21 protein-coding genes and 1 other annotated feature are annotated in these 20,023 nt (G+C 37.0%); of the genes, 3 read left to right on the forward strand and 18 right to left on the reverse strand.

Translation table 11 applies throughout. The features are described from left to right. Nucleotides 1-70: 70 nt before the first annotated feature. The 4 genes from ACIQXW_RS10525 to rpmG form a co-directional block, all read right to left on the reverse strand. A complete protein-coding gene (locus ACIQXW_RS10525) occupies nucleotides 71-1,966 on the reverse strand; it encodes an LTA synthase family protein (protein WP_340823753.1) in 1,896 nt (631 codons plus the stop codon). Between the two features lie 289 nt (nucleotides 1,967-2,255). Further along, nucleotides 2,256-2,465, reverse strand: coding sequence for a YqgQ family protein (locus tag ACIQXW_RS10530; RefSeq protein WP_340823752.1), 210 nt, complete (start codon nucleotides 2,463-2,465; stop codon nucleotides 2,256-2,258). Nucleotide 2,466: 1 nt separating this feature from the next. After that, a complete protein-coding gene (locus ACIQXW_RS10535) occupies nucleotides 2,467-3,051 on the reverse strand; it encodes a 5-formyltetrahydrofolate cyclo-ligase (protein ID WP_402761846.1) in 585 nt (194 codons plus the stop codon). 65 nt (nucleotides 3,052-3,116) lie between these two features. Further along, nucleotides 3,117-3,266, reverse strand: coding sequence for a 50S ribosomal protein L33 (gene rpmG / locus ACIQXW_RS10540; protein ID WP_008408521.1), 150 nt, complete (start codon nucleotides 3,264-3,266; stop codon nucleotides 3,117-3,119). Between the two features lie 156 nt (nucleotides 3,267-3,422). Between rpmG and ACIQXW_RS10545 the strand changes: the two genes are divergently transcribed. Further along, nucleotides 3,423-3,875 carry a hypothetical protein gene (locus ACIQXW_RS10545; protein WP_340823750.1) on the forward strand — a complete coding sequence of 151 codons (453 nt, stop codon included), beginning with the start codon at nucleotides 3,423-3,425 and terminating at the stop codon, nucleotides 3,873-3,875. Between the two features lie 2 nt (nucleotides 3,876-3,877). Further along, on the forward strand, nucleotides 3,878-4,384 hold the full coding sequence (locus tag ACIQXW_RS10550; RefSeq protein WP_340823748.1) for a hypothetical protein: 507 nt from the start codon (nucleotides 3,878-3,880) through the stop codon (nucleotides 4,382-4,384). A gap of 139 nt (nucleotides 4,385-4,523) precedes the next feature. On the opposite strand, the gene ACIQXW_RS10555 is transcribed toward ACIQXW_RS10550, so the two are convergent. From ACIQXW_RS10555 to ACIQXW_RS10595, 9 genes are all read right to left on the reverse strand, one after another. Next, complete coding sequence (locus ACIQXW_RS10555; protein WP_402761850.1) at nucleotides 4,524-5,105, reverse strand: anthranilate synthase component II; 582 nt, start codon at nucleotides 5,103-5,105, stop codon at nucleotides 4,524-4,526. Further along, a complete protein-coding gene (trpE, locus tag ACIQXW_RS10560; RefSeq protein WP_402761853.1) occupies nucleotides 5,102-6,487 on the reverse strand; it encodes an anthranilate synthase component I in 1,386 nt (461 codons plus the stop codon). The genes ACIQXW_RS10555 and trpE overlap by 4 nt, the downstream gene beginning before the upstream one ends. Before the next feature lie 74 nt (nucleotides 6,488-6,561). Continuing rightward, nucleotides 6,562-6,773, reverse strand: a binding site (T-box leader). Nucleotides 6,774-6,830: 57 nt separating this feature from the next. After that, nucleotides 6,831-7,886 (reverse strand): mechanosensitive ion channel family protein, encoded by a 1,056-nt coding sequence (locus ACIQXW_RS10565; RefSeq protein WP_402761855.1) that lies wholly within the window; start codon nucleotides 7,884-7,886, stop codon nucleotides 6,831-6,833. A gap of 117 nt (nucleotides 7,887-8,003) precedes the next feature. Beyond that, entirely contained in the window at nucleotides 8,004-8,876 is an 873-nt protein-coding gene (locus ACIQXW_RS10570; RefSeq protein ID WP_402761858.1) for a hypothetical protein, read from the reverse strand. A gap of 429 nt (nucleotides 8,877-9,305) precedes the next feature. Continuing rightward, nucleotides 9,306-9,965, reverse strand: coding sequence for a phosphate signaling complex protein PhoU (gene phoU, locus ACIQXW_RS10575; RefSeq protein ID WP_340823741.1), 660 nt, complete (start codon nucleotides 9,963-9,965; stop codon nucleotides 9,306-9,308). An 18-nt stretch (nucleotides 9,966-9,983) separates the two neighbouring features. After that, nucleotides 9,984-10,775 carry a phosphate ABC transporter ATP-binding protein PstB gene (gene pstB / locus ACIQXW_RS10580; RefSeq protein WP_401018165.1) on the reverse strand — a complete coding sequence of 264 codons (792 nt, stop codon included), beginning with the start codon at nucleotides 10,773-10,775 and terminating at the stop codon, nucleotides 9,984-9,986. Between the two features lie 54 nt (nucleotides 10,776-10,829). After that, nucleotides 10,830-11,708, reverse strand: a complete 879-nt coding sequence (gene pstA / locus ACIQXW_RS10585; RefSeq protein ID WP_340823739.1) for a phosphate ABC transporter permease PstA — start codon at nucleotides 11,706-11,708, stop codon at nucleotides 10,830-10,832. A gap of 1 nt (nucleotide 11,709) precedes the next feature. Then, complete coding sequence (gene pstC, locus ACIQXW_RS10590; protein WP_340823738.1) at nucleotides 11,710-12,657, reverse strand: phosphate ABC transporter permease subunit PstC; 948 nt, start codon at nucleotides 12,655-12,657, stop codon at nucleotides 11,710-11,712. A gap of 64 nt (nucleotides 12,658-12,721) precedes the next feature. Beyond that, nucleotides 12,722-13,699, reverse strand: coding sequence for a PstS family phosphate ABC transporter substrate-binding protein (locus ACIQXW_RS10595; protein ID WP_340823737.1), 978 nt, complete (start codon nucleotides 13,697-13,699; stop codon nucleotides 12,722-12,724). Nucleotides 13,700-13,931: 232 nt separating this feature from the next. Between ACIQXW_RS10595 and ACIQXW_RS10600 the strand changes: the two genes are divergently transcribed. Continuing rightward, nucleotides 13,932-14,126 (forward strand): hypothetical protein, encoded by a 195-nt coding sequence (locus ACIQXW_RS10600; RefSeq protein WP_340823735.1) that lies wholly within the window; start codon nucleotides 13,932-13,934, stop codon nucleotides 14,124-14,126. A gap of 90 nt (nucleotides 14,127-14,216) precedes the next feature. On the opposite strand, the gene ACIQXW_RS10605 is transcribed toward ACIQXW_RS10600, so the two are convergent. The 5 genes from ACIQXW_RS10605 to ACIQXW_RS10625 form a co-directional block, all read right to left on the reverse strand. Continuing rightward, nucleotides 14,217-16,421 (reverse strand): peptidoglycan D,D-transpeptidase FtsI family protein, encoded by a 2,205-nt coding sequence (locus ACIQXW_RS10605; protein ID WP_340823734.1) that lies wholly within the window; start codon nucleotides 16,419-16,421, stop codon nucleotides 14,217-14,219. Between the two features lie 113 nt (nucleotides 16,422-16,534). After that, nucleotides 16,535-16,666 (reverse strand): hypothetical protein, encoded by a 132-nt coding sequence (locus ACIQXW_RS10610; RefSeq protein ID WP_401017685.1) that lies wholly within the window; start codon nucleotides 16,664-16,666, stop codon nucleotides 16,535-16,537. 319 nt (nucleotides 16,667-16,985) lie between these two features. Further along, on the reverse strand, nucleotides 16,986-17,591 hold the full coding sequence (locus ACIQXW_RS10615; protein WP_401017688.1) for a superoxide dismutase: 606 nt from the start codon (nucleotides 17,589-17,591) through the stop codon (nucleotides 16,986-16,988). Between the two features lie 195 nt (nucleotides 17,592-17,786). Next, a complete protein-coding gene (locus ACIQXW_RS10620) occupies nucleotides 17,787-18,266 on the reverse strand; it encodes a DUF456 domain-containing protein (RefSeq protein WP_401017691.1) in 480 nt (159 codons plus the stop codon). 63 nt (nucleotides 18,267-18,329) lie between these two features. Next, nucleotides 18,330-19,961 (reverse strand): Na/Pi cotransporter family protein, encoded by a 1,632-nt coding sequence (locus ACIQXW_RS10625; RefSeq protein ID WP_401017694.1) that lies wholly within the window; start codon nucleotides 19,959-19,961, stop codon nucleotides 18,330-18,332. Between the last annotated feature and the right edge of the window lie 62 nt (nucleotides 19,962-20,023).

Consider the following 20,023-nt stretch of genomic DNA (forward strand, 5'->3'; position numbering starts at 1 on the left):
TGAGTGACTGGCACATCATAATTAAAAAAAATGGTGTACTAGAAATATTACTAGTACACCATTTATCATTTTACTTTACAGCATTTTGTTTTAAATTGCCTGTTTTTTCATCATAGAATCGGAGCAAGTCGCCATTGATGATAGCATCCGAGTTTTCCAATTCGGTTGTTGCTCGATCTGCATAAGGTTGGCAAGGCTCAACATCAATTTGTTCACCTGTTGCTTTGTCATAGCATGCTTCACCTGCATAAACATATTTATCTGTAATGAATCGTCCGTCACGGAAAATAACGAAATCCTCGTGCTCAGGTGAGAATAAATCTGCACCAAGCTGCATATCTTTTGACGTTTCAACACCTAGTAAATGTAAAATTGTTGGACGTAAGTCTATTTGGCCAGAAACCTCTTCCATTTCTTTCCCGTCCCCATCACCAGGGATGTGGATGAATAAAGGTACTTCTTGTAACAATGCATTATCATATGGTGTTATGCCATCTTTACCTAAATATTGTGCCATTGCTTTATTATGATTTTCAGAAATACCGTAATGGTCACCATACATAACGATAATTGAATTATCGTAAACACCTTGATCTTTTAAATCTTGGAAGAAGTCTTTTAAAGCTTCATCCATGTAACGAACTGTTTGGAAGTAACGATTTAATGTTCCTGAGTTTGACGTATATTCAGGAATCATTACGTCTTCTGGGTCCAAAGTGAATGGATAGTGGTTCGTTAACGTAATTAAACGAGAGTAGAATGGTTGTGGCATGTCTTTCATCAATGCAGCTGATTGCTCCATAAATGGAATGTCTTTCATTCCCCAGTTGACAGCTTGCCCTTCTTCTACAGTATATGAATCTACATCATAGAATTTATTGATTTTTAAAGATTGATACATCATGTCACGATTCCAAAACGATTTGTTGTTCGGATGCATAACATTTGTAAAGTAACCATTTTCCCCAAGACGCTCTGCCATTGAGTTATACGTATTACCGCCATGTGTGAAGAAAACTGCACCACGACCAAGCCCGAACATAGAGTTTTCTAAAATAAACTCTGAGTCAGATGTTTTTCCTAAACCTGTTTGGTGATAGAAATTACTGAAATAATACGTATCTGAATCTTTTGTTAAAGAATTTAAGAACGGCGTAATTTCGTGACCATCCATATCATTATTAATTACAAAGTTTTGTAACGATTCAAGTGAAACAACAATTAAGTTACGATCTTTGTATTTACCAAACATTTTTTCGTCGATAGCTGCTTGGTTAGAGCGAATGTAGTTGTTCACTTCTACTAATTCACTGCCATCCGCTAATGCGCGTTGTGCAGAAGATTTAGACTGAATATAAATATCATATAAATGATAGTTGTACGTACCGATGTTTTTTACAAGAAGTTCACGGTCAAAGCTTCGTGTTAACAATTGTGGACGCTCAGTTTCAGCTAATCCTAAGTTTAAGAAAGTCATTGCAATCGCTAAAACGAAAAATGCTCGACGGAATTCAACGTTTACTTTTACCGCTTCTTTCATTCTTGGTAAATATTTATTTGCAATAATTAATATAAATACATCTGCAAAATATAAAAGATCCCAAGGGTTGATAATAGCTGCAGCTGATGTTCCTAAATCACTGAAGTTACTTGTTTGGAATAATACCGGTAATGTAATAAAGTCATTGTAGAATCGATAGAACGCAACATTTCCATATAAAACAATAGATAATAATACACTAATAGTAATTATATAACGATTTCGTATTTTTGGTGTTTTAAAGAATAACGATAATCCATAAATAAACAGCACAAAACTTAATGGATTGATAAACAATATGAATTGTTGCATCGCATTTTCTAACTTCAACTCAAAGCTTGTGTGGTAAACAATGACCGTTTTTATCCAAGTTGCTACAATTGCTAGTATCATAAATGAATGTTTAGGCCACTTTGTTAATTTCATTCCTAACATCCTCCCTATTCCTTACAAAAAAATAATAAAATTAATCAAACTGTTACAAATTGTTACTGAAACAAAATATATCTTAATCCTTTTTTTACAGATAATCAACAGATATATTTTTTTGGAAGCCCTCACGACTACCCAATTATACACTTAACATTAATATATACGTTCTTGATTGTAAAAAGTTTCGTAAAATCATAAAAACAGTGGAAAACCACTGTTTTTGATAATTTTACATACGTATTACAATATTTTTACGATACCCAAATTATTCGCACTTAAAACATTATTGCTTATTTTGTTCAACCCGAAGTCTTGTAGCTTCTTGTCGAATTAATAACAAAGCCATTTGGTAATCTTTAATGTCCAGGACATTCGCCTTATACAACTCACGAATTTCATCCTCCATTAACATCAAATCACCAATTGGATCCCGAGTATAAATGTAAGTGCCATATGTTTTTAACAATTCATAAATATCTAACATTTTATCCATTTTATTTCGCTCCTCGTTGCGCTACACAATCAATACGTTTTGTCGGTGTTATAATAAGATCCACTGGGCAATCATGCGTCTCAATAGGCACTTGTTCATAAAGTTGCACATCAAAAAGTAGAGACATCAGTTTACCTTTTTTATAGTGTAATACATAGCGATCGTAATAACCACCACCGTAGCCAATTCGGTAACCATTTGTATCAAAAACAACACCCGGAACAAGTATGATATCCATTTCATTTGCGTCAACGAACTCACATTCTGCAGGAATTGGTTCACGCAAATGCATATAAACAGTTTCTAACTGTGCAAATGACTCTATGGCATAAAATGACATTTCTCTCGTTTTTGCGTTACATTTAGGAACAGCCACTTTTTTACCTAGTTGCCAAAGTGCTTCTATTAAATGAATAGTGTCAACTTCCGGCATATTGGAAATTGTGATGCCAATCGTATTTGCTTCTATTATATATGGTTCCTGTAGCACTTTTTTTGCTACAGCAAATGATTGATCACGATACGTTGTTGCACTCATATTTGCAAGTGCTTCACGTACTTCGTTGCGTAATGTTGTTTTATCCAAGATAGGTTACCTCCTATTAAAATGTAGAAAGCCAAAACCACATGTGGTTTTGGCTTAATGAGCGATTACTTCGTTTCACGGTGAAGAGTGTATTTCTTCTCGCGAGAGCAATATTTTTTAAGTTCAAGACGCTCTGGATTGTTACGCTTGTTCTTTTTAGAAATGTAGTTACGTTCGCCGCAATCTGTGCAAGCTAAAGTAATGTTTACGCGCATCATTAACCCTCCCACTCTATATCAAGAATTAAATTTTAAATTTGAGCATGATTTATACGACTAACCTATTATAACATAAACTGAAAAAAAATCTACCTTCATTTCATATTAAGTTTGCATGTGGTAAAATACCTTATAATTACATAATTTAACGGGGTGAAACTATTGGATTTATCCATCATACTTATGATTGTCGGTATCGTTCTTATCGTTTTATCGTTCTTTTTCAAAAATAGCGCGAAAAAAGTCGAACAAGATGTCGAAGAATTATCTATCTCTATTTTCCAAGAAACTAATAATTTAAAGCGTCGGCTAAAAATTGTGGAAGAGGAGCTATTACTAGAACCAGAATTCCAAGTTAAATCACCAGTGACTAAAAATCCAACGCTACACAATCCAAAGGTTCAACAGGTTATGCAGGCCGTTCAACAAGCAACACAAGCAAAAAGGTCAGAGCCGGTGCCTAACAATCTTAAACCAATTCACGATATTATTATTAGTCAAGTGCTTGAATTAAACAAACAAGGTCTTTCTATTGCTGATATTAGTATTCGCTCCAATTTAACAGAAGAGCAAGTACAACAAGTGATTGCAAACGGAGGTCGGTGATTATGAACAAATCCTCTATCCGTGCATTTGGGGTCGCCCTTTTTCTAGTCGGCGCGTTACTATCCGTAGCTGACCGCTTTGATCTCAATATTGGCCTACCAACAGTTGCCTCTACAAATGATAAGGATGTGGAGGAGCTACAAAAACAGCTTGAACAGGCAACGAAAGAAATTGCTTCATTAAAAGCACAAACTACTAAAGAAACTGTTACAGAAAATACGAAGGAAGAAAATGCAACTGACGCTACCGCTGAGAGTGAGCATGCTGAGAGTAGTACACCTGATTCCGACGATGAAGTAACGATGACGCTTCAAATATATAGCGGAATAACGCCTTATATTGTGGCACAAAAGCTAGAGGATGGTGGCATTATTACAAATAGTGTCGAAATGGAACTACTCCTTGCTAATGCAAAATATGCTCGAAGCTTACAAATTGGCTCCTATGAGGTCAATTCTTCTATGACATTAGAGGAAATCGCTAAGTTAATTACAGGTAAAAAACAATAAAATACACTAGTAAAATTCAGAATTGTTTGAGTGACTGGCACGCGTAAATTAAAAAAATCCACTTCGCCTTCTGCAGGAACATGTAAGCCGCAGGAGCCTTAGTGGATTTTTTCTTAGTTGTTAAATTATCAGAATTGTTTTAGTGACTGGCACTATATTGAGTTAGAAAGGCTTGCACGATATTGTTCCCTGCTTCAGTGCCTATTGACTCTGGATGAAATTGTAATCCGACTACTGGATGGTGTTTATGCTGAATAGCCATAATTTCCCCGTCATCTTTAGATGTTGCAGTAATAATAAAATCCTCATGTAATGTAGTCGGCTCTATTATTAACGAATGATAGCGCATCACTTCAACTTCACCATCTAATTGTGCGAAAACCCCTGTTTGTTTGTAGCTTAATGCTGATAACTTGCCGTGCATAATGTTGTTTGCTTGTTCAATCGAGCCCCCGAATGCCTGCCCTATCGACTGATGCCCTAAGCAAATTCCTAAAATCGGGTACTTTTTATATAACTCCTGTACGACTTGCACTGTAATTCCAGCCTCATTTGGCGTCCCTGGACCTGGGGATAAAATAATCGCTTCTGGATCCATATCTTTTATTTCTTCAATTGTTATTTCATCATTGCGTACTACTCTTACTTCCTTACCAAGCATACTAACTTGCTGAAATAAATTATATGTGAATGAATCATAATTATCGATTAGTAAAATCATTTTTTTACCTCCAGTAGCGCACGAGCTTTATTAAGTGTCTCTTCATATTCTGATAAAGGGATTGAATCATAAACGACTCCGGCACCTGCCTGCACATGTGCATGCCCATCCTTAATAACCATTGTACGAATCGCTAGCGCTAAGTCCATATCTCCTGTAGCCGAAATATAGCCTACTGCACCTGCATAAACACCGCGCTTAACTGGTTCCATCTCATTAATTAGCTGCATCGCTCGAATTTTTGGTGCTCCGGATACTGTCCCAGCTGGCAAACATGCACTGAGGACGTCTAATACGTGCACTTCATCTCGAAGCTCACCCACTACCTCTGATACGATATGCATGACATGCTTATAGCGTTCAATGTTCATATATTTAGTAACCTTTACTGTGCCAACCTTGGAAATTCGGCCAATATCATTACGCCCTAAATCAACTAACATTCGGTGTTCAGCGATTTCTTTCTCATCCAATAATAAACTTTCTGCAATAGCCTCATCCTGCTGTTGCGTTGTACCACGGGGCTTTGTTCCAGCAATTGGATTTGTCGTGACTTTCCGATTTTTGACCTTTACAAGACTCTCAGGAGAAGTTCCTAAAATAGTGTAAGCCTCAAAATCCATATAAAACATATATGGTGATGGATTGGATGTTCTTAACTGACGATACAAGGCAAATGGATTGCCCGCAAATGGGGAAGAAAAACGTTGGGATAATACAATTTGGAAAATATCTCCCTTTACAATATGTTGTTTTGCGCGCTCAACAATAGTAATAAACTCTTCCTTCGGTATCATCGGCTGGAAATCTACTGTACCTAAATCCATCAAACCAAACGTAGTACCAGCGTATAGCTGATTCTCCATTTCAGCGAGTTCGGCTTCCATCGTATCAAGTGTGCGTCCTTCATTAAATAAATCAATTGCCGCTAATGTAACCTCTTGTTTTAAATGATCGAATACGATAAATGTATCATAGAAAAAAACATGGACATCTGGCATATTTAAATTATCATGTAAATACTCACCAATTTTTTCTGCATAAAAGGCCGTTTCATAACCAAAATAGCCAATCGCGCCCCCAAAAAAGGCAAATGGATAGGCCGCTTCATGGAATGGCATGACTTCTTTTAATTTTTTCAACACATTTTCGCTAGACTTGTTAATCTCGTCACCCTTTGTAAATTGATACCCATTTTTATCCCCGATAAGTTCAGCTATTGGGTTAACGGCGATAAAGGAATAACGACCACTTTCCTCATGCTTTGCTGAAGATTCAAATAGCATTTTATGCTTTCCTGCAAGGGATTGATACACCGAAATGGGCGTCATCATGTCCCCTTGTAATACCTTCATGGCAAATCTGCTAAGCTCAACTGTCATACTTAATCTCTCCTTCGCTATGCTCTACTCTGCTCTGCTACACCAAAAATCCATATAAAAAGGCCTTTCCATCACAAAAGGACGGAAAAGCCGTGGTGCCACCTTCATTGGTCTAATTATAAAGACCCTCTCAATACCTTGTAACGTAGGCAAACGCTAATCCATACTACTCTTTTCTGAATTAGAGCTCCGAAGTCCATTCACTATTTATTTGTACTAGCTTCCACCAACCGCTAGCTCTCTAGAACAAATCATAATAGTTACTACTCTTCATCTAAGCTGATTACTAGTTTACATTGTAATGTAAAGTATCAAACAATTCAAATTATATTTTACCATATTTTCAACAATCGTCGTCCGTTTCCTCGGCAAGGACAATGTCATACTCACTTACTACCTGACGGATAGCAAATAAAACATCCTGTCGGACACTTAGCATTACTGCCGTATCATTTGTTGCAACAAAGAAGCGAACAAGAACACGATATGATGTTTGGTGAAACTCATCAATATAAACATGAATCATTTCTTTTTCAGTATTAGCATGCAAATAAATTTGCTGATGAATCGTACTTAAAGCACTGCGCAATTGTTCCTCTTCGTTTTCTGCGGCTACATATAAAAACAGTTCACATTTTCGTTTTTCTCGTTTTGATAAATTATAAATCGGACGATTAACTAAATAAGAGTTTGGCACATATACAAGCCCTTTGTCGCCTGTTTGAATGAGCGTACTACGAAGGTTGATATCTTCAATTGTGCCTTCTATTTTTTGATCCTCTGTTGCAATCCAGTCGCCAATTTGAAAAGGATTGTCAAGTGCAACCGACATTCCACCAAAAACATGCGCCAACGTATCACGTATACCAAAGGCAATCGCTACTCCTGTTAGACCAATCCCTGTTAAAAAGCCATTTATATTAAAGTCCCAAAATGAAGCTATTGTAAACATGGCTAATATCATCACAAGCACTTTACCGATACGAAGGAAGAACGGGAGAAGAACATTTTGCTCTTCATCGTTATTTAACTGTAATGGCTGCTTTGTATAATAATGAAGAACATCATATATACCTTTAAATGCAAAAAACACCATGATAGATAATACGAAATTTTTCGTTGCAAAATGTGTAAATAAAAATATTTTAAGTAAATTCGATAAACTAAGTACAACTACTGCAGACATAAACGCATAACGGATTGCGTTATTAAATTGTGCAAGCACAGTCGCTTGAAAATTACGTTGTCTCTTTTTTAAAAACGTTACACTGCTAGTAATTATTTTCTTCAGCACAAAATGCTGGAATAGCCAACCAAATACACAAAACGCGACTGCAATTGTAATGTCCATCCATGTTGGCGCAGTCAAGTTCGGTAATAACCATTTCATTGAATCCATGTAATTCTCCTTTTACTTACCTATGTACATTTTTGTAAATGTTTTAATACTGTCAAAAATGATATGACTGATCAGTAAAAATAAGCCGACCAAAAGCTCTCTGGTCAGCTGTACATTTTATTGAATCGCATCGTCTGCAAAAATAGCCTTATTTGCAAACCAAAAATGATGCTCATTAAAACGTTGTTCATTCATTGCAATTACTGAAAATTCGGCATGATAACGCTGCTTCATTTCCTCTATCATTGTCTTTGCACGCTTCCCTAATAAATATTGCCCATCAACAGGATTACCTTCAGTAAAAATAATAACATCTGTTTCTGCACATTGCTGATTTTCCTGTAGCAATCCTTTTACAAACTGTAGAACAGGTAAAATTGCCGCTTCCCCTTTTGCCTTATATTCAATAAAATCTTTAAAATCAGATAGATTTAAATGTCCATTTTCAAAGCGATAATGGACATGGATTTGACAATCATATGGCACGATATATAAATCTCTTTGCTCCTGATGCGCATCCATAAATAAAGACAAAATCATGCTTTTACACAGCTCTGAATATTTGGCCATTCCAGATGTTTGTTCAAGACATATAACCATTGGGCCTTGCTCTTCCTTGTAGTCAACAAATGGAACATATAGAATATTACCACTTTTTGTCATTTGTTGCTTTAGTTTTTGGCGTCTAGCTTCTTGCCACTTTTGCTCATAATACAAGCGCTGCTCTTTCCCATTCGCTAACTGCTCTGCCTGTTCAATAGTTGGAACGTTTTCACGAATCTCATGCATGACATCCGCTAGCTCAAGTGCAAATGCTGCCATATTTCGTAGTGTCTCACTCTTGTAAAAATAGTCAATAAAAAAATGTTGTTCCTTATCACTTAACTCTTCTAGATGTAAATTTTCATATAGAAAACCTAAGTATTTGCGTTGTTCTATTGAAATTTCTAGACCAAATTTCTTCATAAGTGATTCTACACTGTCTTTCATGCAGCAGCACCTCCTAAGCACCTATTTTTTCGGGATAATGTCTATAGTATAACCAAATTTTTTTTTTGACAATACAATAACACCCTACAGTATTTGACGCACAGGCAGAGTGCAATGTTGCTGCAATTTTGTTTATGTAGTTATTTAATGCAGAAAGCAGCCCAAAGTGCCAGGCACTCATACAATTTTGATGACTGGCCAACTTTGATTCATGGGGGGAACTGTAAAAATTGAAGATGTTACATTTCGCTTGGCTTCATGAGTAACCGAATATTTTATAAAGTGTCAGGCACTCACACAATTTAATGCACCACACGTAAATGTAATAGATAGACGTAAATATCTATTTTAAAATGAAAAAGACTATAGCCAATTCGAAGTTTTTCGAGTTAGCTATAGTCTAAAAGGGCCTCACAATGCAGCCCTCTTTTAATTATTCAATTCATAATGTTTACCTTTGATTAAGTAAAATAAATGTTCAGCAATATTAGTTGCATGATCAGCTGAGCGTTCAAGATAGCGACAAACAAACGTTAAATGCGTTATTTGCGAAATATGCGCTGGATTTTCCGCACCAGCACGAAGCAATAATGTAACGGTCGCTCCATATAAATCATCTACATAATCGTCCAGATCAGCAATTTCTTTGGCACGAACTGTATCTTCGTCCTTAAATGCGGTAATAATGCTCTCAAGCATTTCTACAGTTTTATTGCACATTGTTTGTAAATTTGTTGTCGGAAAGACCAATGGCTCTTTGCCTATACGGATTGTCTCTTTAGCAATATTGACCGCATAATCGCCCACTCTTTCCATATCGGATGCCGCTTTTACAAGCACCATAAGACGACGTAAATCTGTTGCAACGGGCTGCTGCTTGGCGATCATTAAAATAACTCGATCATTAATTTCTTCTTCAAGGCGGTTAATAATTAAATCATCTTCAAGAATTTTTAACGCCTTCTCCAAATTTTGCTCTTGTAATGCTTCAAATGAAATTTTTAACGCATTAATACTACTTGTTGCAATTTCCACAAACTGTTCTTGAATTTCTTTAAGCTCTTGCTCAAAGCGTTCACGTACTGCCATCTATCGTTCCTCCTATGCTTAGCCGAATCGTCCTGAAATATAATCTTCTGTACGTTGATCAGCAGGTGTTTGGAAAATCACATCTGTTTTGTCATATTCAACGACTTCGCCGCTAAGGAAAAATGCTGTACGGTCCGAAATACGTGCTGCTTGTTGCATGTTATGTGTAACGATAATAATTGAATAATCCTTTTTAAGCTCTTGTACAAGCTCTTCTACCTTTAATGTAGAAATTGGGTCAAGTGCAGATGTTGGCTCATCCATTAAAATAACATCTGGCTCTATCGCTAAACAGCGTGCGATACAAATACGTTGTTGCTGTCCACCTGATAGACCGTATGCATTTTGATTTAAACGATCTTTTACTTCGTCCCAAATCGCTGCACCTCGCAGAGACTTTTCAACAATTTCGTCCAGAATTTTTTTGTTTTTTATGCCATGGATACGAGGACCATAAGCAATATTATCATAAATAGATTTTGGGAACGGATTAGGCTTTTGGAAAACCATCCCCACACGAGTACGTAATTCCTCTACTGTATAGCTTTTATCTAAAATATTGCGCTCACGATACAAAATCTCTCCCGAAGTGCGGACAGTTGGTACTAGTTCTACCATTCTGTTCAACGTTTTTAAATAAGTTGATTTCCCACAACCTGAAGGGCCGATAATAGCTGTTACTTCATTTTCATAAATACTTAAATTAATGTCTTTTAAACCATGATGATCTCCGTACCATAAATTTAAGTTGCGCGTATCATACACTACTTTTTTCGCCACTTCAGCGCTAGCCTTTACATTTATATTAATCGATTTAACAACTGATTTTTCCTCTTTAAAATCTAGTACCATAAGGTCACCTCATTAATAACGTTTTTGGAATTTATTTCGAATAAAGATGGCAATCGAATTCATCAGTAACAGCACAATCATCAGCACTAAAATACCCGCTGCCGCTACATATTGAAATGCCTCTTGCGGACGTTTTGCCCAATCGTAAATTTGCATAGGCAATGCAGTAAACTGACTTAAAAGATCATTAGGTAAAAACTGTAAAATAACTGGAATCCCAAGTACTACTAACGGAGCTGTTTCACCAATCGCACGGGACAACGCTAAAATACTACCTGTTAAAATCCCCGGTATAGCTGCTGGTAAAACGACTCGTAAAATCGTTTGCCATTTTGTCGCACCCATACCGTAAGATGCTTCACGTTGTTCATTCGGTACAGCACGAATTGCTTCCTGCGCTGCCACGATAATTACAGGTAAAATTAACAAACTCATTGTTAAACCTGCAGCTAGAATACTTTTACCAAGTCCCATCATACGAACAAAAATTGTTAAGCCAAGTAATCCAAAAACAATTGAAGGTACACCTGCTAAGTTTGAAATATTCATACGAATAAAATCATTTAGTCTATTTTTCTTTGCATATTCTTCTAGATAAATGGCTGTTCCTACACCTAGAATGATTGATACGGGAGCTACAACCGCCATCAACCACAGCGAGCCAACTAATGCCGCTTTAATTCCCGCCTTATTCGCAAAACGAGAAGCAAAATTTGTTAAGAAATCAAAGTTTAAATAGCCAATTCCTTGTGTCACAATCCGGTAGAGCAAAATAGCTAGCATCACAAGTGCAAATGTAGTTGCCAAGAAAAATAAGAACTTCCACACTTTATTGAATGTAATACGCTTTGTCATTCGTTTCTTGACGACTGTATCATCGATATAGCGCATGCTAGTAAACCTCCCTGAAGCGTTTCGAAATATAATGAGCAATTAGATTCATTACTAAAGTAAAGATAAATAAAGTGAATCCAACTGAGTAAATCGAGTAATAAATCGTCGTTCCATAACCAGCATCACCAGTTGACACTTGAACAATATAAGCTGTCATTGTTTGGATGGAATCTGTCACATCAAGATCAAATTTCGGTGTTGATCCACCAGCAAGTGATACAATCATCGTTTCCCCAATTGCCCGGGAAATAGCGAGTACTACCGATGCAATAATCCCTGACAAAGCTGCTGGTAACACGACTTTTATAGCAACTTCAAACTTCGTTGCACCTAAGGCTAAAGCCCCTTCACGCATACTGTTTGGTACAGATGACATCGCGTCCTCTGATAGTGATGTAATCATTGGCAAAATCATAATGCCCACTACAATCCCTGGACTAAGTGCATTAAACAGCTTCAGTTGTGGAATGATTCCTTGTAGCAAAGGTGTTACAAACGTCAATGCAAAGAAACCATAGACAATTGTTGGAACACCTGCTAACACTTCTAATATCGGTTTAACCGTACGTCGTATTTTCTCGCTTGCATATTCACTCAAATAGATTGCTGAAGCAATTCCAAATGGTACAGCTACGGCAACTGCAATAAATGTTACTTTAAGTGTCCCTGCAATAAGTGGTAATATCCCAAACAAAGGCTCCTTCCCAGAAAACGGTAGCCACTGTGTACCAAATAGAAAATCCGTAATCGAAACACGTTTAAAGAACTCAAACGTTTCAAAAATAAGGGTGAAAACAATGCCAAATGTCGTCAAAATCGAGATAAGCGCTGCAGAAAATAATAAAGCTGGCATGGCTTTTTCCACTATTTTCTTAGTTTTATGATTGCGCGAATTTGCAATTAATTGTTGCACAGATGATGTCTTATTTTCTTTATGAGAAACCATTGGGTACTCCTTTCCATTAAGCAAGGGAAAGAGCATACATCTCTTTCCCTCTATGCATGTCTGCTTATTTTAAACCTTCTAAAGTTTTTAAGCCTTCAGCATATTTTTCTTCAGGTAGACTAACATAACCTACTGCCTCTGCCATATCCCCTGCATTTTCAAGTGTGAATTTGATGAAATCATATGCTGCTGCATTATCTTTAATTGCACTGTTTTTCACATATGTGAATAACGGACGTGAAAGTGGCGTATACTCCCCAGCTTCAATTGTGTCATGTGTTGGTTCAATGCCATTCACTTTCACAATGTTTAATTTATCTTTATTTTCTAAGTAGTAAGCGAAGCCGAAGAAACCAATTGCGTTTTTGTCACCAGCAACACCTTGGACTAGCATATTATCATCCTCTGATAATGTTGCTGCACTTACTAGATCAGCACCATCTAAAACTACTTCATCAAAGTAATCATACGTACCTGAATCAGTACCTGGTGAATAGAAGACGATTTTCTCTGCTGGCCATGATGGATCGATATCTGACCATTTTTTCTCTGTGCCATCTTCAGTCCAAATTTTCTTTAATTGATCTATCGTTAAGTCCTTTGCCCAATCGTTTTCAGGGTTCACCACTACAGATAAACCATCATATGCTAATGCTAACTCAGTGTAAGCAATTCCTGCTTGCTCTAGTTTTTCTTTCTCTTCAGTTTTTATAAAACGAGATGCATTTGAAAAGTCTGTCTCACCTGCGATGAATTTTTCAAAGCCGCCACCAGTACCAGAAACACCTACCGATACTTTGACATCCGGTTGTGCACCTGCATACTCTTCAACAACTGCTTCAATGATTGGTGCTACTGTTGATGAACCATCTCCAGCAACTGAACCTTGCAGTTTCTCGTCAGCAGCTTCTTGTCCTGAGTTCGCTGGTGCATTCGTTTCTGCATTGTTACCATTTTGCGCTGAGTTGTCTCCACTACATGCACCTAGCATTAATGCTGAACCCATTACCGCTGTCATCGTTAAGTACTTCCACTTTTTCATCTCATTTGCCTCCGTCACTAACTTTTTTATTTGTTGTTTGCCTTACAATCTTTACTATAATGACTTATTGTTGAATTCGTATAAATCGTTCGTAAAAGACACGTAAAGGAATGTAATGCTTTGTAAATGATTGTAAAGAATCATTTACAATCACATTCTTACTTGCTTCCTTTAGGAAAAATGCTATAATAAGCATTTGTGTCAGGAAATACTATAAGAGGGGTTTGACTTTGTGATTAATCATGCAAAAGTGCAAAATGCCGATTACTTTAAAACATATTTAACACTTATCATGGATCATCGGGAGTTTTCTTTACAGGAGGCTATTGATTTTATGGTGTCATCTTATTTCTTTAATAATATAGAGCTCTATGGAAAAAAACCGAAGCAACAGTTTGAATTAGCAATTCAACAACTTTCTGTCTAGTAAATCGCCTCTAGAAAATTAGACGCGAAAATAGACGCTTTGACTATAAATAAAAAACCGCTAGGCATTTAAAATGCGCTAGCGGTTTTTTTATTCTTGTTCATCCTCGCCAATTTTATCATTTGTAATAGCAGGTAAAATTGGTTGCTCTACTTTATTATCTGTCACTTTTGTCGTGTCGTACTTTTCTTTTAGCTCATAGTATTTATCTAAAGCACGTCTTGCAATAACGTTATTGTTTGATAAATGTTGATCTAGGTTAGTAGTTGCCCAAGGAATCACAACAGCATAGGCAATTTCAGGATTTTCATATGGCGCATAGCCAACATGCGTCAAATTAATCGTATTTGTACCATAACGCTCTTTTAACGGACCATAATATACAACTTCGGCTGTTCCCGTTTTTCCGGCAGCTGTATACGGCGCATTCGCAAATGCTGATCGTGCAGTACCACGAGAGCCTGTATAAACACGGTGTAATCCTTGTTTAACATAATTAATTTCATCATCAGTATTATCGATATGATTTAAAATTCTCGGTCCTACTTCTGTCACTAATTGTCCAAGCTGCTGACCATCTTTTGATGGATCACGCACTTCTTTCACGACATGGGGCTGAATACGGTAGCCACCATTCGCTATCGTTGAGATGTATTGTGCTAGTTGTAGCGGTGTATACGTATCATACTGTCCAATAGCTAAGTCGAGCGTTTTACCACCCATTGTAGGACCTGAAGGACCTTCCACTCCACTAAATTCATTTGGTAAATCAATACCTGTATTAACACCTAAACCAAATTGTGCATAGGAATTACGCATATTTGGGAATGTTTGATCATTTAATCGTAATGGCATCATGTAACTATATGGTGTGCCATTGATCAGCATTGCTGTTTTAAACATATAAACGTTAGAAGATTGTTCAAGTGCACTTAAGCCGTCCATTGAAATATACCCACCATGGTTAAAGATCGATTTTTTTACTGGTGTACCAAGTAAATGGATAGGTTCATCTCCCAATACTGTGCTCGGCGAAATTGCCCCTAGTTTATAACCTGTAAGCAAAGTGGCTGCTTTTACGACAGACCCTGCTTCATAAGCAGTTGTGAACGATCCGTATGCATAATCCACAACTACATTTTTCCCAGTTTCTGAATCTTTTTCTATTTTTTTACCGACCATTGATAAAATGTCACCGGTGTTCGGATCCATCATGATTAAGAAAGCGCGATCCAATAAACTAGAGCCAGACATCGCTTTTAAATTAAGCAGTTCTTCCTCTACAATTTTTTCATTAGCTGCCTGTAACTCACTATCAAATGTTAATACTAAATCTTTTCCAGGCTCGCCTTCATATGTTGTAATGGTATCGACAACTTGCCCTTTTTTATTCGTAATATTTTTGACAACTGTTTTTTGCCCTTGTAAAAGCTCTTCATATTGCGCTTCAATATAACTTTCTCCTACGCGGTCATTACGCGAATAATCCCGTGCCAAATAATAATTCAGCTTATCTTTCGGAATCCCCTTCGTTGGAACAGTTGTGCGGCCTAACACAGAAAGTGAAGATAGTTTGACACGCTTCCAGTCTGTCGTTGTATTGACTCCTGGCAACTCCGTTAAACGCTCAGAAACACGTGCAAATTCATCAGCTGTTACATTTTCACTTTTAATGATTTGTGGTGATAAATTATAGCCTGATACCATTTCTCGGTAAATTGCTAGTACTTCTAAATCATCATCAGTTAATTGTGCTAATTCTTCGTCGGTAATGCGCTCACGCACAACCTTATCAATCTCTGCATTTGCTTGACTTGTCGTAATATTTTCTTGGGTTTTAATTTTAGTTTGCTCTGCATCAGAAATTTTTGCGTATGCCGCATCATGATTTTTTAAAATCCAAAAATCATATTTATCACGTAGTGTGATACGGTCTATCGGCTGTTCAATCAGCTGCGCAAGCTTTTCAGCTATTGCTAGCATATCCTCAGTTTTTGTCGTCTGCATTTTCGTATATGTAATGGCATTTTCCGGTTGGTTATCAACTAAAATTCGCCCATAACGATCATACATTCTACCCCTTGGTACACTTGTATTAACAGGTACTTCCTCTGTCCGCTCTAAAATACGAACATAATCTTCCCCTTTTACAATTTGCATATAACCAAGCCTAAAAATTAACATCGAAAATACGATAAATATTGCAAAGAAAAGGACATTCATACGAAATGTTAAATTAGAATGATGCTTTGCTTTAACACTCGCTGCGCGATTTTTCCCCGGTGCTTTGCGCATATGTATTACCCTCCTCATCTAATAACTGTTTAAATACACGATACCTAGTATACCATTCGAAGTTAAGTCAGAAAAGCATACACAAGAATCAATTTCATAAATGTTGTTTTCCATTAAAAGAAAATATTGAAAAAATGTAGAACAGGATTTTTTGCATCATTATGCAACAGGCAAACGCTTTCCTTGGCAAGCACTAAGCGTTTTCCATCACCACGTTCAGCCCAGGCTTGCTTATCCGCTGGCATCTTCGCCCTTCGCTCCATTGAAATTCGTTACTTCCCCAAGAAAAACTACTTATGAAATGAACTCATTTTATAATTCCTTACTAATAGCTTCATTTATTTGACGGTACTTTGCAAGAAAAGTTTCCTTCAAAACATATCGATTTCTTTAAATTAGTAAACTACATTGGAAAGTTATCATTTGATGCGATAAATTCATTTAAAAAGGGCTATGCAAGGTGATTTTCACCCATTGCATAGCCCTCTACTCGAAAATTAATTTTTATAGTTCCACTTCACTGACGTCAGCTTCGCAGAAATATAATTGTTTTCTCGCAAATGATTATTTTGCAGCTTGGAATTTAGCTTCTACTACATCCCAGTTTACTACGTTCCAGAAAGCACCGATATAATCTGGACGACGGTTTTGGTAGTTTAAGTAGTAAGCATGCTCCCAAACATCTAATCCTAAGATTGGTGTTTTACCTTCCATGATTGGAGAGTCTTGGTTTGGTGTAGAAGTAACTGCTACTGAATCACCATCAACGATTAACCAAGCCCAACCTGAACCGAATCGAGTTGTTGCAGCTTTAGCAAACTCTTCTTTGAAAGCATCGAAAGAACCAAATTTAGCATCGATTGCTTTTGCTACTTCACCAACTGGAGTTTTTGAACCGCCTGGAGCGATTAATTCCCAGAATAGTGTGTGGTTAGCATGTCCGCCACCGTTGTTACGAACTGCAGTTTGTTTGTCAGCTGGAAGTGCGTCGATGTTTGCGATTAAGTCATTAATGTCTTTTTCAGCAAATTCAGTACCTTCTACTGCTGCGTTTAAGTTTGTTACATAAGTATTGTGATGTTTAGAATGGTGAATCTCCATTGTTTTTGCATCAATATTTGGTTCTAATGCGTCATAAGCATAAGTTAATTGTGGTAATTCGTAAGCCATTTTTAAGTTCCTCCCTAAAATAAAGAAATAATTAGTACATCCTTAGATTATCAAAATTGGTCAAACCATTCAATGAAAAATACCTCAAATCAAAGATTTCAGCCTTTTGACCGAAAAAACAATCCACTCTCTATCATACCCACTTCTTTATTTTGTTAAACTTTATAATTACACCCACAAAAGTGCACGAACAAATTATATAGCAATGAAGAAAATAACAATCATCACAATTTGAATAACCGCTTTCGCTACAGTTGATGTTAAAAAGCCGATGAGGGAACCAACACCACTTTTCACAGCTTCCACAACTGTTCTTCGCTCCACTAGAAGCTCCGCAATAACCGCTCCTAAAAATGGACCTACTAATATTCCTGCAACTGGAATAACAAATGGACCAATCAATAAGCCAATTGTACTTCCCCACATCCCTGCATTTGAACCGCCAAATTTTTTAATGCCAAAAGCATTTGCAACGGTGTCAGCACCAAATAGCAAGACAACAAATAATATTTCAATAGCCCAGAACCACCAGCTTAAATCGGCGAATGAGAAAAAGAATCCATACAGTAAAAAACCACCGAGTAAAAATAAAACGCCAGGGATTATCGGATACACTAAACCTACAAATGAAATGATAAAGCAGGCAATTACTACGATCCAGCCAACGACTTCCATAACAATCTCTCCTTTTGTCGTGCATTGACTTTTATACGAAACATATTGCCAAAAGTTTCATACCTAATGACGAATGCCTAATATAGAATCTGCAATATTAACAGCATGATCCCCTATTCTCTCCAAGTTGCTCACAATATCGGTATAAACGATACCCGCAGCGCCACTACATTCATTAGTATTTAAGCGTGCGATATGCTTTTGTCTTAGTTTATCCTCCATATCATCAATTAAACTCTCGAGCTCTGTTACTTCTTGTGCCAAACTAAGACTCGCTGTATCAAGCGCTTCTATGCTTTTACGTACTGCCTCAATCGCGAGACTAAACATACCAATTAAATCTTGTCGCGCTGATTTACTTAAACTAACTTCATGGTGATCTTTATATTGTAAAAGCTCTAATATATTTTCAAAATGGTCGCCGATACGCTCAATATCGCGTACATTTGTTAAAAGAGTATGGTGACGAACCGAATCAGCATGAGAAAGTGGCTGCTTTGAGACCATAACTAAATAATTTGTTATTTCTTTATCTAAGTGATTGAGTCCAACTTCCAATTGTAATACTGTCGGAATATGTGCGGATTCCCCAGTTTTCATATATAAAAACGTTTCTTCTAATCCCCTAAGAGCATGCTCGCCCATCCGTAAAACTTCCTCTTTTGCCTGCCCTAGCGCAATGGCAGGAGAAGAATCGATAAATGCTGGATCTAAATGCTTCGTCGTAACATCAATATTGCCATCATTGCCAGGTAATAGTTTTGTTACTAGCAACGTTAACCCTGCAATAAATGGTAGCTGAATCATCATATTAAAAACATTAAATGAGCCATGTGCTACAGCAATTTGCATACGCGGCTCCAAGTGAAATAGACCACTAATCCAATGTACATAGTTTATAAACGGGGTAAAAAGCAACATAAAAATAACTGTCCCAATAACATTAAACAACACATGTGCTGCCGCAGCACGCTTTGCATAGATTGAAGCACCCAACGAAGCTAAAACAGCTGTAATCGTCGTCCCTATATTTTCGCCAAATAAAATCGGTAGCGCACTATCTAAGCCAATTAAATTCTCGGCATATAAGCCTTGAAGTACCCCGACTGTCGCTGTCGAGCTTTGTACGAGTAACGTAAAAATAGTACCTAGAAATATTCCAATTACCGGCTGGTTACTTAGATGAATAGTTAATGATTCGAAATCCGCTAATTGATGCAGCGACTGCATACTTGCACTCATTAACTCTAGCCCTAAAAACAAACCACCAAAGCCAAATAAAATTTGCCCAATATGATGATAGATTGCTTTTTTAAAGAAAAACAAACATGCTGCACCAATCGCAAGTAATGGATAAAAATAAATACCAATATTAATACCGATAATAAATGCGGTTATTGTTGTACCAATATTAGCTCCCATAATAACGCCAATAGCTTGACGAAGTGTTAAGAAGCCTGCACTTACTAGGCCAACAGCAATCACTGTTGTTGCTGAGCTTGACTGGATACAAACCGTTACGATTATCCCAACTAACACACCCATTAGCGGATTTGTCGTAAATCGATTTAGCCATTCTCGAAGTCTATCATCTGCCGATTTTTGTAAACCTTCGCCCATGTATTTTATGGAAAATAAAAAGACCCCTAATCCGCCTAAAAATTGAAATAATATGCTTTGCCAATCTATTGTCAATGGTTTTCTCTCCAATTCCTACGTCTCTACTACTCTATTCCTAATCATTAAATGAAATTGTA

It is taken from the genome of Lysinibacillus sp. NPDC097162, from assembly GCF_044762185.1.
In the GTDB taxonomy this organism is placed as follows: domain Bacteria; phylum Bacillota; class Bacilli; order Bacillales_A; family Planococcaceae; genus Lysinibacillus.

What these genes read in the sequence shown, in the direction of transcription:
- ACIQXW_RS10610 (WP_401017685.1), bottom strand. Translation starts at nt 16,666, where the DNA reads ATGCCAGCGGATAAGCAAGCCTGGGCTGAACGTGGTGATGGAAAACGC.
- rpmG (WP_008408521.1), bottom strand. Translation starts at nt 3,266, where the DNA reads ATGCGCGTAAACATTACTTTAGCTTGCACAGATTGCGGCGAACGTAAC.
- ACIQXW_RS10595 (WP_340823737.1), bottom strand. Translation starts at nt 13,699, where the DNA reads ATGAAAAAGTGGAAGTACTTAACGATGACAGCGGTAATGGGTTCAGCA.
- ACIQXW_RS10525 (WP_340823753.1), bottom strand. Translation starts at nt 1,966, where the DNA reads ATGAAATTAACAAAGTGGCCTAAACATTCATTTATGATACTAGCAATT.
- pstA (WP_340823739.1), bottom strand. Translation starts at nt 11,708, where the DNA reads ATGCGCTATATCGATGATACAGTCGTCAAGAAACGAATGACAAAGCGT.
- ACIQXW_RS10605 (WP_340823734.1), bottom strand. Translation starts at nt 16,421, where the DNA reads ATGCGCAAAGCACCGGGGAAAAATCGCGCAGCGAGTGTTAAAGCAAAG.
- phoU (WP_340823741.1), bottom strand. Translation starts at nt 9,965, where the DNA reads ATGGCAGTACGTGAACGCTTTGAGCAAGAGCTTAAAGAAATTCAAGAA.
- pstC (WP_340823738.1), bottom strand. Translation starts at nt 12,657, where the DNA reads ATGGTTTCTCATAAAGAAAATAAGACATCATCTGTGCAACAATTAATT.
- ACIQXW_RS10570 (WP_402761858.1), bottom strand. Translation starts at nt 8,876, where the DNA reads ATGAAAGACAGTGTAGAATCACTTATGAAGAAATTTGGTCTAGAAATT.
- ACIQXW_RS10530 (WP_340823752.1), bottom strand. Translation starts at nt 2,465, where the DNA reads ATGGATAAAATGTTAGATATTTATGAATTGTTAAAAACATATGGCACT.
- ACIQXW_RS10565 (WP_402761855.1), bottom strand. Translation starts at nt 7,886, where the DNA reads ATGGATTCAATGAAATGGTTATTACCGAACTTGACTGCGCCAACATGG.
- trpE (WP_402761853.1), bottom strand. Translation starts at nt 6,487, where the DNA reads ATGACAGTTGAGCTTAGCAGATTTGCCATGAAGGTATTACAAGGGGAC.
- ACIQXW_RS10555 (WP_402761850.1), bottom strand. Translation starts at nt 5,105, where the DNA reads ATGATTTTACTAATCGATAATTATGATTCATTCACATATAATTTATTT.
- ACIQXW_RS10550 (WP_340823748.1), top strand. Translation starts at nt 3,878, where the DNA reads ATGAACAAATCCTCTATCCGTGCATTTGGGGTCGCCCTTTTTCTAGTC.
- ACIQXW_RS10615 (WP_401017688.1), bottom strand. Translation starts at nt 17,591, where the DNA reads ATGGCTTACGAATTACCACAATTAACTTATGCTTATGACGCATTAGAA.
- ACIQXW_RS10620 (WP_401017691.1), bottom strand. Translation starts at nt 18,266, where the DNA reads ATGGAAGTCGTTGGCTGGATCGTAGTAATTGCCTGCTTTATCATTTCA.